This window comes from Pseudomonas sp. H3_E04 (assembly GCF_054668915.1).
Map to the genome: position 1 here is coordinate 3,365,765 of NZ_CP162797.1, position 15,586 is coordinate 3,381,350.

The following is a 15,586-nucleotide window of genomic DNA, read 5'->3' on the forward strand; positions in this document are numbered from 1 at the left end:
ATCTTTCGATCTTGCTTTTAAGCATCAAAGTCAAAAGATCGCAGCCTTCGGCAGCTCCTACAGGGGATCGTTGGTGGCGAAGGTGATAGCTCAACGCCATGGTCTGAATCTTGCCTTGATTCTGCCCTTGAACGCGATCGCCTTACAAAGGCGCTCGACAATGGGAAGTTTCGCTACAGAGCCGGCCTACAGAGCGGGCGTGGGTGAACTTTCGAGGCCTTTTAGCAGGGCACAACATCAAGGTCGCACGACTGCGATGCACGCCAATGGTGCGTGGTGTCCAGAGGAGTCATGAGGCATGCAGGCTTTCCTTTCACCGGGGATCAAATTGCTGGGGCGGTTTGGCTTCGCGGGTAAATTCCAATTGTTGTTTCTGCTGTTCATTCTGCCGTTGGCCGGCAGCCTGTTGATGATCGGCCATGACTATCGCGAGAAGCTCAACCTGATCTCCGGCGAACGTGCCGGGGTTCGTCAATTGCTCGCGCTGGATGCGCTGGACAACCTGCTCGCCGCGCAACGCGACCGCGCCGCCCGCTGGCGCGCCACCGAGACCAATCGCCAGCCGACACCGGCCACCCTCGCCGCAATGGCGGCCTTCGACAGTGTGCAACCGGCGGTGCTGCAAGCCACCACGGAGCTGGGCAATGCCCTCAATCAGCAAGGCGCCGAGGACGAAATCCTCGCGCGCTATCAGGCGCTGCAAACCGCGCTCAATGGTCTGGATTCGAAAAGTCTCAGCAGCGTCGGCTGGTGGCCGGACGGCTATGACCGTTTCACCAATGCCCTAGGCGCGCTGCAAGCGTTGCGCGAGCAGATCGTCATGGACAATCGCCTGACCCTCGCGCCGTGGCTGGAAACCTACTTGCTGACGCAGATTTCCACGCAACACGCGCCGGACCTGATCGAGCGGGTCGGCCGTCTCGCCGCAGTCGGCCAGGCTTCGGTGGTCTCCGGGCAGTTCACCCTGCAGAGCCGCTTGCAGTTGCGCGACCTGCGCAGCCGCATTGGCGACGCTCGCGAGCAACTGGTGAAAACCGCCGGCTTGCTGGAGGCGCGTTTGCCAGCCGAGCTGCAAGCCTGGGCCGGCCAGTATCACGACAGCCTGAAACACCTCGATAGCGGCCTGAAAGTCCTCGACGACGGTGTGTTCGGCGGCAGCATCAACCTCAAGCCGGAAGACTTCGAACGCAGCCTCGACGCGCTGCTCACCGACCTCGCTTCCCTGCGCCAGCAATCATTGGTGGCGCTGGATCAGCGGCTCGATGCGTATTACAGCTCGGCGATCCGCCAGTTCATCCTTGTCGCCGCAATCTTCGGTTGCCTGCTGTTGGCCGCGCTGTATCTGTTCGTCTGCCTGCAAGCCTCGATCCGCCGTAGCGCCAGCGGCATCACCTTGCTCGCTGAGGCCTTGCGCGACGGTAACCTGAGCCTGCAAGTGCCAGTGGTGGGGCGCGATGAGCTGGCAGCGATCAGCACCGCGCTCAACGTCGCCGTGGTGCAATTGCGCAGCAGCATGCTCGGCGTCGACCACGAGACCTCGCAGTTGAGCAACGCGGTGCGCAGCCTCAACCAACACTCCAGCGGCGCCCTCAGTGAAGTCGAGGCGCAGCAGTTGCAGATCAGCCAGATCGCCGCAGCCGCCACGCAATTGGCCGCCACCTCGCAAGGCGTCGCGCAGAGTTGCGAACAGGCCTCCGGCAGCGCCCAGCAAACCCGGCGCATCGCCGCCGACAGCAGCCGCGACAGCCAGCGCACCACGGCCAGCATTCAGCAGCTCAATCAGCGCCTGAACGACACTGCCGCCGCGCTCGGCCGGGTCAGCGAGCAAGGCCAGCAGATCCAACTGGTCGTGGACACCATTCGCGGCGTCGCCGAGCAGACCAACCTGCTCGCACTCAACGCCGCCATCGAAGCCGCCCGCGCCGGCGAACAGGGTCGCGGCTTTGCCGTGGTCGCCGACGAGGTGCGCAGCCTCTCGCAACGCACGCAATCGTCCACCGCGCAGATCGCCGGCACCGTCGACAGCCTGCGTGCCACGGTCAACGAAGCGGTGAGCCTGATGGAAGCCGCCTGCGGCCAGGCGCAATCGGATGCCGAGGCGGTCACCGGACTCGGCGAACGCCTGGGCGAAATCGCCAGCGCCGTACAGAGCGTCACCGACACCCTGGCGCAAATCGCCACAGCTGTGGAAGAACAGGCCAGCACCGCCGACGAAGTCAGCGGCAATATCCAGCAGGTCGATCAAGCGGCGGTGCGTTTGCTTGAAGGCGCACGCGCGGTGAACCTCGCGGCGGACACCTTGAGCCAGGGTAGCGAAGCCCTGAGCGCCAATACCGCCAGATTCCAACTGCGCTGACGCCCTCCCGCCCCCGATTTTCGGGGCTGGAGGATAAGCAGTTGAAAACAGGAAGAAATATTTTCGATTTACGCTTGACGCTTTGCCATTTCAGGGGAATAATGCGCGCCACTTGGCTACATAGCTCAGTTGGTTAGAGCATAGCATTCATAATGCTGGGGTCCGGGGTTCAAGTCCCTGTGTAGCCACCAAGTACTAAAAACGGCTTACCGAAAGGTAGGCCGTTTTTTTATGCCTTGGGAAAAGTTGCGCTCTGCTTCACTCGCAACCTACCGCTTAATGTCAGCGGATCAATTCCACGTGCCCCATCAGAGAAATGCCGCAGGGAAAAAATCAGAAAGCCCGACATCGAGCCGAGCTTCTTATTACCACGGTGGATCACGCTGCTGTGTGTTCCTGATCATCCTGACTGTGAGCGACCACCTTCGACAAACCGAGCCCCACAGCAGACAGTACCTTCAGTAGCGTAGAAAGGCCTGGGTTTCCATCTGCTGAAAATTGGCGGTAAAGATTGCCTCTATTGAGTCCGGTTGCGTTGGAGACAGCGGCAAAACCGCCTCTCGCTTCCACCACACGTCGCACCGCGGTGAGAAACACAGACTCACCGCCCTCTTCATCAATTTCTTCCAATGCTGCAACGAGATATTCGAGAGCGAAATTCTCGTCCGTGCGCAGCATTTCGAGAACACTGTCCTCGTGATTGCTTACGCTTTTCATTGAGCTACCTCTTCAGCGCCTTCCAGATTTCTTTTGATTGATCGATGTCGTGTTGCTGCCTTTGTTTTGTTCCACCGCCCAGCAAAAGTAAAACAAACGTGCCGCAAATGACGTAATACACCCGGTACCCGGGGCCATAATCGATACGCAACTCATAGACTGAATCGCCTACCGGTGCGTGATCACCGAAATCTCCCAGAGCGGCCCGATCCACTCTTGTGGTGATACGCGCTTTGGCTCTGGAATCTCGAAGCGAATCAAGCCAGCACTGGTACACATCGACACCATTGTCGGTGTGAACATGCTGCACCTCATACATGCAGTGTACCTTTAAAGGGACAAACTACCAGCTGATAAAGTTGATCGAGCGGACGGAGTCGATGGGCGTCAACGGGCGCGTACCTCAAGTCTGGGTGATGCCGGGTGCGACTGAAATCAGAATAGAAAACCAACGGACTCATCCTTCTTTTGAAGCCTCTCCTGGGAACCGTACAGAAACCATCCTCAGGCAACGCCGCGTAGGCTGTCGACCTGAATAATCTGTAAGAGAAATCCGGCGTAGTCAGCGATTCAACGGAAAAGACTACAGGCGCGACCGACAATGGTTTTGCCTGAATCAGGCGCAAAACCGCTGGACTGAGATAGCCCTGTAGGAAGCAGGCTTTGCTCACGTAAGAACTGTATTTTTCATCACTTCAAGCACTCGCCCCTTTCTCCCCGAATTGCCCTTCGACCGACAAGCTCCCCTGGCTCGATTCAGCGCCATGCAGGGAGTTGGCATGCCTCAATACAAATACCTTCTCGACGATGACTGGTTATTAAATCCGTATAGCGGTGGCAGGGCCTGGTTTACTTTGCTTCCACCGAAAGCGCCGGAGCCGTTGTACATCGAGAAGGATGAGTGGCCTGCGCCCAAGCCACGCGAAGACAGGGTATTTGCCAAGTCCTGCACGCCGGACAACTGGTGTCGCACGGACGCTGGCACTGCCGAGGAGCCAGCCAGCAACTTCGGCAAGATCATGGTCGCCGGCGCCATGCTCATGCCATCCGCCAGTACCGCTGTCGCGACGGCAATAGGCGCCGACCTGGCTTTGGGGCGTCTGGCCGGCGGCGGGATTCTGCAACAGCGCCTGAACTGGGCCATCCGTGGCGCCGGCGGGCCGGCCAGCGTGTTTGTGCTGGGAATGCTGCCGAGCAAAATGGCCGACGGCACGCTTCACACCGACGAAGAACTACGCCGCATGAGCCGCGCCACCACGCGCGTGCGCTTCCAGTTTCGTCGTGATGCCGAAGGCGATCTGCGGGTCTACGGCATCCACTCCGGCGCCTCTGGCGACGACGCCGTACGCACGGTGAACGTCAAGTGGAACGCCGACAAGACCGCCATGGAGGCCAAGCTCAACGGCATCACCATTCTCTGGACACCGCAACGCGGGCCGTTGGGGTCGATGCCTCCGCTGGTTTATCCCGACCACGGTGAGGCACTCGACCCGATCCTCGTCCACCCGATCCCGGAGAACACCGATAGCCAGATTGAGGGACTGCCGGGCGAGGATGAAACGGCCGAGGATTGTATTCTGGTGTTCCCGGCGGACACCGGGCTGAAGTCGTTGTATGTGGTTTATTCGAGGCCGGCGAGGCAGACGCCGGGGATCGTTACGGGGGTGGGGGAGGATGTGTCGGGGATATGGCTTGCGGGGGCTGATTCGGGCGTGGGGGTTCCGATTCCAAAAGACGTTGCCAACTCTCTACGAGGACGAGAATTCAAAAACTTCGACTCATTCAGAGCAACCTTTTGGAAAACGGTTGCAGAGTCAGCATCGGGGGGTGAGTTGATTGAACAGAATGTTGGTCGCATGCGTAAGGGTAAGGCGCCACGAGTGCGTAAAGCCGATAGAGTCGGCGGTAGAAAGTCTTATGAAATTCACCATCTCGAAAAAATATCCAACGGCGGTGGCGTATATGACCTAGATAACCTTCGAGTAAATACTCCTCGGAACCATATAGATATACACCGGCGTGAATAGGCAAATATGAAAGACACCTTATTAAAAGCCAGCATTTCTGAGTACACAGAGGCCGAATTCGTCGCGCTACTACAAGAGCTCGCGAAAGAGGATGAAGAGGCTGAAAACGATGATCGTGCTGATTTACTGTTGGCACACTTCGAGACAATCAGCGAGCATCCAGCAGGATCGGACTTGATCTACTACCCGGAGCCTGGTGCTGATAACTCGCCTGCGGGGGTAATGCAAAGTATCAGGGACTGGCGAGCAGCACAGGGATTGCCGGGGTTCAAAGACTCTTGATAAGTCGTGCCGTTGAGAGTTCGAGCCATTGAGTTAACTTTGGCTGTTACGATTTATTGCGTCACAACATATCCAAGATTCGTGCATGAGATAGGCAATGGCAACGCAATTCCTTATTAAAGATGATTTGTCAGATTACACCGAGCAAGAATTCATCAACCTCCTTGAGCGCATTGTCGGAAATGAGGGGAGCGAGAAAGAAGAAAGCAAGCTCGTTCTTCACTTCAATTTGATTTGTGGACACCCAAAAGGATCCGATTTGATTTTTTACCCTGAAGATGGCGCCGATGACTCGGCACAGGGGATCATTGACTCATTGAAGAAATGGCGTAGTGACCATGGGCTGTCAGGCTTCAAGCAATGATAAGTGAACGCACTAAGCAAAGCATAGCTGACTACACCGAAGCAGAATTCTTGAAATTTGTGCAATCTGTTCTTGCAGCCAACACAAGCCCAGACGAGATTCTCGATCCGCTGTTATTTGAATTTGTACGTCTGTGTGAGCACCCAGCGGGCACTGACCTTATCTATTGGCCCGAGGATATGAAACAACAAACAGCCGAGGGCATTACCGAAGTCGTGAAAAAGTGGCGCTGTACCCATGGTCTACCCGGCTTCAAGCAATAAGTTTCTGACTCACTAACCCTGCATCACTCTCAAGAAGATCGCACCGCCTGAGCTACCGCTTTCGCGAGCAGGCTCGCTCCCACAAGGGCATCGTTTTCGGCCAATCGATTGGCGCGGCCGCTGAGCGGGAGGGCTGTAATCCCCACGCGGTTTGCACCCCGCCCGCCCGCCCGATAAAGTCCCTCAAGACTTCTACCCCACGGACGGAGAGCCCGCGTGTTTCCAGCCCAGCCCTTGAAGCGCTTTCGCCTGCCAGCCCTGACACTGCTTGTCAGCGCTCTGACCCTCACCGCATGCAACGCCCCGCCCTCTTCTTCGTTGCCGCTGGCACCGGAAGCCGCTTCCGGTTACCGCACTGATCTGCAAACCCGTCACGCCAACAAACACATGGCCGCTGCTGCCAATCCGCTCGCGGCCGAAGCCGGGCGGGAGATGTTGCGTCAGGGTGGTTCGGCGATTGATGCGGCGATTGCGATGCAGGCGGTGTTGACGCTGGTTGAGCCGCAGTCTTCCGGGATCGGTGGCGGGGCGATGATTGTGTTGTGGGATGGCAAGCAGGTGCGCACCTATGATGGCCGCGAAACGGCCCCGGCCGGGGCCACCGAGAAGCTGTTCCTGAAGGCTGATGGTAAACCGATGGCCTTTACGCAAGCGCAGGTCGGCGGCCGCTCGGTCGGTACGCCCGGGGTATTGCGCGCGCTGGAGCTGGCGCATCGACAACACGGTCGCTTGCCTTGGGCGAAGCTGTTTGAGCCAGCGATCAAACTGGCCGGGCAAGGCTTTGCAATTTCCCCGCGCCTGCATTCGCTGCTGACTGCCGATCCACTGATACGTCAGTCGCCAGACATGGCTGCGTACTTCCTGAATGACGATGGCAGCGTCAAAGCCGTCGGCACGCGCCTGCAAAACCCGAAGTTGGCCGCCGTGTTCAAACGCATCGCCAGCGAAGGTGCCGATGCGCTGTACAAAGGTTCGATCGCCGAAGAGATCGTCTCCAGGGTTCAACAGCACGCCAACCCCGGCAGCCTGTCGCTGCACGATTTGCAGCGTTATCAGGCCAAGGAGCGCGCGCCGCTGTGTACCTACTACAAGCGTTGGCAGGTCTGCGGCATGCCGCCACCGTCGTCAGGCGGGATCGCCGTGGCACAGATTCTCGGCACATTGCAGGCGCTGGAGACTCGCGACCCACGCCTGTCGCTGACCCCGCTCAAACCAGTGAACAGCAATAGGCCGGCCGGCATCGAACCGGCGCCGCAAGCGGTGCATCTGATCGCCGAGGCTGAACGTCTGGCCTATGCCGATCGCGCGCAATACGTGGCCGACACCGACTTCGTCCCGGTGCCGGTCAAAGGGTTGCTTGATCCTGCCTACCTGGCCAGCCGCGCCAGCCTGATCGGCGAGCGCAGCATGGGCAGCGCCAAACCGGGCACACCGCCGGGCGTACAGGTTGCCTACGCACCGGACCGCTCGCCGTTGCGCATCTCCACCTCGCAAGTGGTGGCGGTGGATGATCTCGGCGGCGCCGTATCGATGACCACCACCATCGAAGCCGCGTTCGGCTCGCACCTGATGGTTCAGGGCTTCTTGCTGAACAACCAGATGACCGACTTTTCGTTCATCCCCGAAGAGAACGGGCAGAAAGTCGCCAACCGCGTCGAACCGGGCAAACGCCCACGCTCGTCGATGGCGCCGACGCTGATCTTTGATCGCAACACCGGTGAATTTGTCGCCACGGTCGGCTCGCCCGGCGGCTCGCAGATCATCGAATACGTGGCGAAAACCACCATCGGCCTGCTCGACTGGAACCTCGATGCACAAAGTGCGATCAACCTGCCCAACTTCGGCAGCCGCAATGGCCCCACCGAACTGGAACAGGGACAGTTCAGCCCAGCGCTGATTCAGGCACTCAAGGACAAGGGCCACACGCTCAGCGAAATCGACATGACCAGCGGCACCCAAGCGATCGTGCGGGTGAATGATGCGCAGGGCAAAGCGACCTTGACGGGGGGTGCCGATCCTCGGCGTGAGGGAGAAGCGTTGGGGGACTGAAACACTGCATTGAAAAAAGGCCTGTCGAGCAGCAGGCCTTCTCCCAGGAATTAATCAGACCGCCAACGTCTTGCCGTCCACTCCGTCACCAATCTTCAGGAAATGCCCGCCCGCGACATGGTGCAAGGTACGCAATCCATCCTGCCCTTCGAAATGCCAGCGCCCATCGCTGAACACACGCTCATCGGCCCGGGCGGCGATGACTTCGGCAAGGAACAGGTCGTATTGCTCGTGATTGCGCGGCTCCGGCAGCAGGCGGCATTCGAGCCAGGCGACACAACCCTCGAGCAGCGGCGCTTCAACCTGTTCGCCGGCAAAGGTGTGCAGGCCGTACGCCTGAAATTTGTCGTGCCCCTGCTTGCGGGTGATTTCCAGGCCGGACGTATTGCCGACGGTTTGCACGATATCGGCCTGATTGACGCAAGGCACATTCAGCACAAAAGTGCCGGAGACTTCGAGCAACTGGCGAGTCCAGGTGGATTTGTCGAGGACGACGGCGACTTTCGGCGGTTCGAAATCCAGCGGCATGGCCCAGGCGGCGGCCATGATGTTGCGCTGGCCGTCGTGAGCGGCGCTGACCAGCACGGTCGGCCCGTGATTGAGCAGGCGATAGGCTTTGTTCAGGGGCACCGGACGGCGGTGGGAGGCGCTCATGGGATCTGCTCCGGGGAAAAGGAGCCGATTGTAGCGCCAGCCCCGAAAGATCTGTTGGTGAAAACTGTAGGAGCTGCGGAACGCTGCGATCTTCTGATCCTGGCTCTGATGCTTGAATTCCCAACAAAAGATCGCAGCCTCGTTTCACTCGTCAGCTCCTACAGGGGTCGGCGTGCAGGTCAGTGAGAGAGCTGATTGGCAAACTGCCCCACCGCATCCACCACTTTCTGCGCACCGTCCTGAATCTCGACAATCACCGTGCCTGCCTCCGCCGCCAGCGCCAGGCCCTGTTCAGCCTGAAGCTTGCCGTCGGTCATCAGCGCCACGGCATTGCGGGCCATTTCCTGGTTTTGCCGTACCACGCCGACGATTTCGTCCGTCGCCTGGCTGGTGCGCGAGGCCAGTTGCCGGACCTCGTCCGCGACCACGGCAAAACCACGGCCCTGCTCGCCGGCCCGGGCGGCTTCGATCGCGGCGTTGAGCGCCAGCAGGTTGGTCTGTTCGGCAATGCCGCTGATGGTTTTGACGATCGTGCCGATCACCAGCGACTGCTCGTTCAGCGCCTCGATACCTTCGCCAGCGGCCTGCATGTGCCGCGACAAATCACGCATCACGTTGACCGCTTCGGTGACGACCGTGGTGCCACGTTGCGCGGTGCTGTCGGTTTGTTGTGAGGTGCTGTAAGCGATGCTCGCTGCATCGGCAACCGCCTGCTCGCGGTTGACCTGATCGGTGATCACCGTGGCGAACTTCACCACTTTGTACAGTCTGTCGTTGGCATCCACCACTGGGTTGTAGGACGCTTCCAGCCACACCGTACGACCATGGCTGTCGATACGTTTGAAGCGGCCAGCGACGAACTCACCGCTGTTCAAGCGCCGCCAGAAGTTCTGGTACTCGGCGCTGTTGTATTCTTCCGGGGCGCAGAACGTGCGGTGATGTTTGCCTTTGATCTGCGCCAGGCTGTAACCCATGCCGTTGAGGAAGCGATCATTGGCGCTGAGCACATTGCCGTTGAGGTCGAACTCGATCACGGCGGTGGAGCGCACCAGCGCACCGATCAGGTTCTCATGCTCGCGGGAGGCTTCGATGGTGCGGGTCAGGTCGCTGGCGTAGAAGGAAATGTGTCTGATTCGGCCATCGGACGAGCGCACCGGTTGCACGATGGAACGCAGCCACGCCTCGTCGCCATTGCCGCGCGACAGGCGCACGGCACCGGCAAAATGCTCGCCACGGCTCATCGAGTTCTTGAAGCGCTGATGGAATTCGTCGGATTTGACGTGGGCCGGGACGATGTCTTCGATTGCCCGGCCAATCAGATCCTGGCTCTTGTAGATCATTTCATCGAGAAAATTCTGGTTGACCGAACGAATCCGCCCATCGGGCTCAAGGGTCAGCGCGAGCATTTCGCTTTCCAGGCTTTCCTTCACTTGTACAAGGCTGGAGAGTTCTTCGCGGAGAGCGGCCAGCTCTTGCTTCAAGCGTTTATTGAACATGGGAAAGCACCGATGGCAGGGTAGTTAGCGGATACAACCTAGCCATCGGCCTTGCGCAGCTTTTCTGAAGCCAGCTCCAGCCCCGTCAGTCGAAAATAACCCGACGCTTGCGGCTCAGGCCGCGCCGGCAGCCTGACACGGTCCGGTACGTGGCATGCGCGCACCGAAATACGCCGCCGTCACAATCCCCACCGCGCCCATCACTGCACAGAAGATCACGCAGACCCACGGGCTCCACGGCATCAGACCAATCAGCAACAGCGGTGTGATACTCGCCCACGCCGCGTAGGCAATGTTGTAGGTGAAGGAAATGCCCGACACGCGAATCCGCGCCGGGAACAACCCGACCATCACCGAAGGCACCGCGCCCACTACCCCACAAGCAAGACCGGCGACCGCATAAGCAATGCCGATCCAATGCCCGCCCATGATCAGGCAGCCATACAGCAAGCCAATGCCCAGCGGCAGCAACAGGCTGTAGAGCATGACCGTGCGCCAGGCGCCGATGCGATCGACCAGCAGACCGGCGATCACGCAGCCGATATTGAGGAAGACGATGCCCAGCGCACTGAGGCCGAAGGTGTGACTGGCGGTCATGCCGAAGGTTTTCTGCATCATGGTCGGGGTGATGACGACGAACACCACCACTGCCGAGGTGAGTACGCAGGTGAGCAACATGGCCGGGAGCATGGCCAGACGATGTTCGCGCAATACCGTGCGCAACGGCAGTTCGACTCGCGCTTCGCGTTGCGCTTCCATGGCCATGAACACTGGGGTTTCGCTGAGCCAGCGGCGCAGATAAACGCCCACCACGCCGAACACGCCACCGAGCAGAAACGGATAGCGCCAGGCGTAATCGAGAATTTCGGCAGGCGTGAAAACCTGCGCCAGGAAGGTCGCCGTGAGTGCGCCGATCAAGTAACCGAAGGTCAGGCCGGCCTGCAAGAATCCGAGGGCGTAACCACGATGGCCGACAGGCGCATGCTCGGCGACGAACACCCAGGCACTCGGCACTTCGCCGCCTACCGCCGCACCTTGCAGGATGCGCAGCGCCAACAACAATAACGGGGCGAAATAGCCGATCTGTGCGTAGGTCGGCATGATCCCGATCAGCAGGCACGGCAGCGCCATCATCAGGATGCTCAGGCTGAACACCTTTTTGCGGCCCAGACGGTCGGCGAAATGCGCCATCAGAATCCCGCCCAGCGGCCGCGCCAGATAACCGGTGACGAAGATGCCGAAACTCTGCAGCAAACGCAGCCACTCGGGCATTTCCGGGGGGAAGAACAGCTGACTCAGGGTTAGCGCGAAGAATACGAAGATAATGAAATCGTAGATTTCCAGCGCCCCGCCGAGCGCCGCAAGGCCGAGGGTCTTGTAGTCGGCACGGCTGAACGGCGCCGGTCGGGCTGGGGAGTTGGCAGTCATGACAAAGAACTCAGGCATCGGCAAAAACCAAGGCGCTCATGGTCTACGCAAAAGCGCGGATCGACAACCCGTCAGACCATAGTCTCGGTTTGCGAAAACTTGCTCAACAAAAGGGCGGCGCTTGATTTACTGTTAGTGCCTGTCCAAGGGACCACGCCAACACCGACCAGCCGCCCATGTGGGAGCGAGCCTGCTCGCGAAAGCGTCAGTTCAGACAACCTGATGCTGAATGTGCCGACGTCTTCGCGAGCAGGCTCGCTCCCACAGGGGATCTCTGTGGCTGTCGAGCCGGGCGACTGCTCCCACGGATCAAAATAACCATAAAAAATCCGAGGTACTTCCCGTGGCCGTTGATATCGAAGATAGCCGCTCCGCGCGCTTTGCCCTGCGCTGTTCCAGTTTTGCCGAACGCTGGTTTCCCGACTCCTGGGTATTCGCCGCGCTGGCCGTGATCATCGTTGCGCTGGCCACTCTGGCCGTGGGCGCCAAACCCACCGCTGCAGCGATGGCGTTCGGCGACGGCTTCTGGAGCCTGATCCCTTTCACCATGCAGATGGCCTTTGTGGTGATCGGCGGCTATGTCGTCGCCAGTTCTCCGCCTGCGGTCAAACTGATCGACAAACTGGCACGGATCCCGAAAAACGGCCGCTCCGCCGTGGCCTGGGTGGCATTGATTTCGATGGTTGCATCGCTGCTCAACTGGGGCCTGTCGCTGGTATTCGGCGGGCTGCTGGTACGCGCCCTCGCCCGCCGCACTGATCTGAAGATGGATTACCGCGCCGCCGGTGCCGCTGCGTATCTAGGTTTGGGCGCGGTGTGGGCGCTGGGCTTGTCATCGTCAGCCGCACAGTTGCAGGCCAACCCCGGCAGCCTGCCGCCGTCGATCCTGTCGATCACTGGCGTGATCCCGTTCACCGAGACCATTTTTCTCTGGCAGTCCGGGGTGATGCTGCTGGCGCTGATCGTGATTTCGATCATCATCGCCTACGCCACCGCGCCCGGGCCGAATTCGGCACGCGACGCCAAGGCCTGCGGCATCGACCCGGCGTTCAATCTGCCGCCGCTGCAACCGCGCACGCGTCCAGGCGAATGGCTGGAACACAGCCCGTTGCTGATCATCGTATTGGTGCTGCTGGCAGCAGGATGGCTGTTTCACGAGTTCTCGACCAAACCGGCGATCACTGCGATTTCCGGGCTGAACACCTACAACTTCCTGTTCATCATGCTCGGCGCGCTGTTGCACTGGCGACCGCGCAGCTTCCTCGATGCGGTGGCCCGTGCGGTGCCGACCACCACTGGCGTGTTGATCCAGTTTCCGTTGTACGGTTCGATCGCCGCGCTGATGACCACGGTCAAAGGCGCCGATGCGCAAACCCTCGCGCATCACATCTCGACCTTCTTCGTCAGCATCGCCTCCCACGACACCTACGCGCTGCTCATGGGTGTGTATTCGGCGATCCTTGGTTTCTTCATCCCGTCCGGCGGCGGCAAATGGATCATCGAAGCGCCCTACGTGATGCAAGTGGCCAACGACCTGCAATACCACCTCGGCTGGGCAGTGCAGATCTACAACGCCGCCGAAGCCCTGCCGAACCTGATCAACCCGTTCTATATGCTGCCGCTGCTTGGAGTGCTTGGGTTGAAGGCGCGGGACCTGATCGGTTTCTCGTTCGTGCAACTGCTAGTGCACACGCCACTGGTGCTGCTGTTGTTGTGGGCGCTGGGGACGACATTGGCGTATACGCCGCCGGTGATGCCGTAGGTAGACTTTAATTCGCCTGTCTGCGGACAGGCGTATTCAACCTTGAGCGGTCGGAAGGGACTTCAACAGTGCAGGCAACGCAACCTGAACGGTTTCCCAGACAACGTCCAGATTGATATCGAAATAACCGTGAGCAATTCGATTACGCATCCCACGCATGCTGCGCCACGGCACCTGCGCGTTTTCAACAGTGAACTCAGGGTAACGATCCATGATCTTGGTCGCTGCCTCTCCAATGATGATCAGGCTCATGATCACCGCTTGTTGCGTTCTCTTATCTTCAGCGAATTCATCTTTGTTCAGGCCCTCGACGAAGATAAGCGCATCGCTCGCGGCCTGACGAATATGTTCAAGATAATCATCTCGCCGGTTCTCGTTCATACGGGTCGCGCCTGATCAAGCACCTGCTGACGAAATTTCACTGGCAGGTCGCCGGGGGTCAGCACCTCGACCGCAACACCCAGCAGGTCTTCAAGCTCAACCTGAAGTCCGCCCAGATCAAAAAGCGTCGTGCCGGGCAGCGGGTCAACCAGCAGATCGAGATCGCTACCGTCCAGATCCGTCCCCAGCAATGCTGAACCAAATACACGCGGGTTGGCCACACGAAAGCGCCTGATCACTTCGCGGACGGCGGACCTTTGCATGTCGAGAGCAGTAGAAGGCTTCATGACTCACCCTTGGAAAATTCGATGTCGCTGCAGTCTAGCAGTGCGGACGCGCACCTGGCAGCGTGCTTGTTGGCACAGCCGTAACAATATGTGCGCTGCTTGGGTAATACCGCATTCAGGCAAGAATCCATACTCAACCGCTTTTCTGTCAAACACCGCTGATCCACTATGAAGCGCCCCCAAATCGAGGGGAACCCACGCTGAAAAGGATCTGAGCATGTTCAAACTCGCAGGACTTACCCTCGTTGCACTGACGCTAAGCGCCGCCGCTCACGCCGATGTCGACGTGAAACTGGGCAGCACAGAGCGCGTCACCCGCCTCTTCGCCTACCCCAACAATTGCAGCGTGATCTGCTTTCGCAACTGGACGCTGGAGCAGACCGTCGCTCATTACTTGAGCCAGAGCGTACAGCGCGACGGGTACGCCGATGCCAAGGTGCTGGTGAAGACCGACAACGATCAGCTCTACGCCGAGATCACCGGTGTGCCGGATGGCTATGACAAGTCATTGTCCGCGCTGCTCGACGCCGGGGATCTGGCTTATGCCGGCGCCAGCAAGCTCAATGCCGATGGCAAATGGGCCTATAGCTGGTATCTGTTCCTGCCGCTGGGCATGGCCCTGGAAAATCGCAAGAGCGTCGAGTTGCTGCACTTCCCACCCGATTACTCGCTAACCCAGGCGCAGGACTATCTGCGTTCGAACACCACCGATCGCTGGGCGACTTTGCTGACCGATAACGGCATCCCTGCCGGGCAGACGCCGGCTTACCAGACCATCATCGACATCGCCCCGATCGCCGCGCCGTCCAACGCCGGCGGGGATCTGGAGGACGTCTACGACTACTTCAAGGATTACCAGACCACGCTGGTCAAGCAGTTCAGCCAGACCGCCAGCGGCACGACATTGCCGATGGTTGCGTTCGGGGCGCCGGTGCGCAATTGGATCAAGGAGCAATATGGGCCGACGGTTGGCGTATTGGGGCTGGCGAGCATCAGTCCGAGCGAAGGGGTGAATGTGCCGGTGCTCGGCTCGAATCATCCGAGTTACATCTGGTACGCCGCCGATCCGAAGAGCTATACCGGCGACGATGCCCAGGCCAAGGCTGACGCGGCGGGCCTGAAAGTCATGGGCCAGGATTTGAGCGCGGCTTGCTGGCAGGCCGGCATGGGCAGCAAACCGGACAGCGATGCGCAGGCCACGCTGAACAGTTGCACGCAAACATGGCAGGTGACGCAAAAGGTCAAAACCTGCGAGTTGTTCTACACCTCGATCCGCGATCTCAGCGCCGCAGAAGCGGCTGCCAAGTGCGCCACACCACCGGTCAAGACACAACTGCAGCAGCTGAAAGCACCACTACCTGCGGCCGCCGTGCCCGCACCCGCTCTGTAATCGCTACCGGAGCCCCGTGTCAGCCAATGCTGACGCGGGATAACGGTGATCGCGCCTGTCAGGTTTGACAGTAGACCGGTAGTTTCAATTGCGCGACGCTTGGATCCAATCATGCCTCGCCTGGCGGGCG

General features: G+C 59.6%; 15 protein-coding genes, 1 tRNA gene and 1 pseudogene. 9 read left to right on the forward strand and 8 right to left on the reverse strand.

What is annotated here, in order from left to right:
- Nucleotides 1–298 precede the first annotated feature (298 nt).
- On the forward strand, nt 299–2,356 hold the full coding sequence (locus tag AB4N53_RS15120) for a methyl-accepting chemotaxis protein (protein ID WP_460121438.1): 2,058 nt from the start codon (nt 299–301) through the stop codon (nt 2,354–2,356).
- Between the two features lie 114 nt (nt 2,357–2,470).
- Nucleotides 2,471–2,547, forward strand: a tRNA-Met gene (locus AB4N53_RS15125).
- 187 nt (nt 2,548–2,734) lie between these two features.
- Here the strand turns inward: AB4N53_RS15125 and AB4N53_RS15130 are convergent.
- Nucleotides 2,735–3,073, reverse strand: a complete 339-nt coding sequence (locus tag AB4N53_RS15130) for a helix-turn-helix domain-containing transcriptional regulator (protein WP_206421567.1) — start codon at nt 3,071–3,073, stop codon at nt 2,735–2,737.
- Nucleotides 3,074–3,077: 4 nt separating this feature from the next.
- Nucleotides 3,078–3,392, reverse strand: a complete 315-nt coding sequence (locus AB4N53_RS15135; RefSeq protein WP_460121441.1) for a type II toxin-antitoxin system RelE/ParE family toxin — start codon at nt 3,390–3,392, stop codon at nt 3,078–3,080.
- 460 nt (nt 3,393–3,852) lie between these two features.
- On the opposite strand from AB4N53_RS15135, the gene AB4N53_RS15140 reads away from it, so the two are divergent.
- The 5 genes from AB4N53_RS15140 to ggt all read left to right on the forward strand — a co-directional run bounded on the left by AB4N53_RS15140 (nt 3,853) and on the right by ggt (nt 8,058).
- Complete coding sequence (locus tag AB4N53_RS15140) at nt 3,853–5,100, forward strand: S-type pyocin domain-containing protein (RefSeq protein ID WP_460121443.1); 1,248 nt, start codon at nt 3,853–3,855, stop codon at nt 5,098–5,100.
- A gap of 6 nt (nt 5,101–5,106) precedes the next feature.
- A complete protein-coding gene (locus tag AB4N53_RS15145) occupies nt 5,107–5,382 on the forward strand; it encodes a bacteriocin immunity protein (protein WP_460121445.1) in 276 nt (91 codons plus the stop codon).
- Between the two features lie 97 nt (nt 5,383–5,479).
- Complete coding sequence (locus tag AB4N53_RS15150; RefSeq protein ID WP_460121447.1) at nt 5,480–5,746, forward strand: bacteriocin immunity protein; 267 nt, start codon at nt 5,480–5,482, stop codon at nt 5,744–5,746.
- Nucleotides 5,743–6,009, forward strand: a complete 267-nt coding sequence (locus AB4N53_RS15155) for a bacteriocin immunity protein (protein WP_460121449.1) — start codon at nt 5,743–5,745, stop codon at nt 6,007–6,009. The genes AB4N53_RS15150 and AB4N53_RS15155 overlap by 4 nt, the downstream gene beginning before the upstream one ends.
- 216 nt (nt 6,010–6,225) lie before the next feature.
- Nucleotides 6,226–8,058, forward strand: coding sequence for a gamma-glutamyltransferase (gene ggt / locus AB4N53_RS15160; RefSeq protein WP_460138951.1), 1,833 nt, complete (start codon nt 6,226–6,228; stop codon nt 8,056–8,058).
- Nucleotides 8,059–8,112: 54 nt separating this feature from the next.
- Here the strand turns inward: ggt and AB4N53_RS15165 are convergent, their stop codons facing one another.
- The 4 genes and pseudogenes from AB4N53_RS15165 to AB4N53_RS15180 all read right to left on the reverse strand — a co-directional run bounded on the left by AB4N53_RS15165 (nt 8,113) and on the right by AB4N53_RS15180 (nt 11,636).
- Nucleotides 8,113–8,712, reverse strand: coding sequence for a flavin reductase family protein (locus AB4N53_RS15165; RefSeq protein WP_460121451.1), 600 nt, complete (start codon nt 8,710–8,712; stop codon nt 8,113–8,115).
- Nucleotides 8,713–8,891: 179 nt separating this feature from the next.
- Nucleotides 8,892–9,500: a methyl-accepting chemotaxis protein gene (locus tag AB4N53_RS15170; RefSeq protein WP_370695150.1), complete on the reverse strand. Its 609-nt coding sequence runs from the start codon at nt 9,498–9,500 to the stop codon at nt 8,892–8,894.
- Nucleotides 9,480–10,208, reverse strand: a pseudogene (locus tag AB4N53_RS15175) (PAS domain-containing protein); the annotation flags it as partial. The gene AB4N53_RS15170 and the pseudogene AB4N53_RS15175, both read right to left, overlap by 21 nt.
- 114 nt (nt 10,209–10,322) lie before the next feature.
- A complete protein-coding gene (locus AB4N53_RS15180) occupies nt 10,323–11,636 on the reverse strand; it encodes an MFS transporter (RefSeq protein WP_460121453.1) in 1,314 nt (437 codons plus the stop codon).
- A 343-nt stretch (nt 11,637–11,979) separates the two neighbouring features.
- Between AB4N53_RS15180 and AB4N53_RS15185 the strand changes: the two genes are divergently transcribed.
- Nucleotides 11,980–13,398, forward strand: coding sequence for a short-chain fatty acid transporter (locus AB4N53_RS15185; RefSeq protein WP_460121455.1), 1,419 nt, complete (start codon nt 11,980–11,982; stop codon nt 13,396–13,398).
- Nucleotides 13,399–13,434: 36 nt separating this feature from the next.
- Here AB4N53_RS15185 and AB4N53_RS15190 read toward each other — a convergent pair whose 3' ends face one another.
- Together AB4N53_RS15190 and AB4N53_RS15195 are read right to left on the reverse strand one after the other, a co-directional pair.
- A complete protein-coding gene (locus AB4N53_RS15190; protein WP_129997694.1) occupies nt 13,435–13,779 on the reverse strand; it encodes a HepT-like ribonuclease domain-containing protein in 345 nt (114 codons plus the stop codon).
- Nucleotides 13,776–14,066: a nucleotidyltransferase family protein gene (locus AB4N53_RS15195; protein ID WP_076564119.1), complete on the reverse strand. Its 291-nt coding sequence runs from the start codon at nt 14,064–14,066 to the stop codon at nt 13,776–13,778. The genes AB4N53_RS15190 and AB4N53_RS15195 overlap by 4 nt, the downstream gene beginning before the upstream one ends.
- A 217-nt stretch (nt 14,067–14,283) precedes the next feature.
- Here AB4N53_RS15195 and AB4N53_RS15200 point away from each other — a divergent pair, with 217 nt between their 5' ends.
- Nucleotides 14,284–15,456 carry a hypothetical protein gene (locus AB4N53_RS15200; RefSeq protein WP_460121458.1) on the forward strand — a complete coding sequence of 391 codons (1,173 nt, stop codon included), beginning with the start codon at nt 14,284–14,286 and terminating at the stop codon, nt 15,454–15,456.
- Nucleotides 15,457–15,586: the final 130 nt, after the last annotated feature.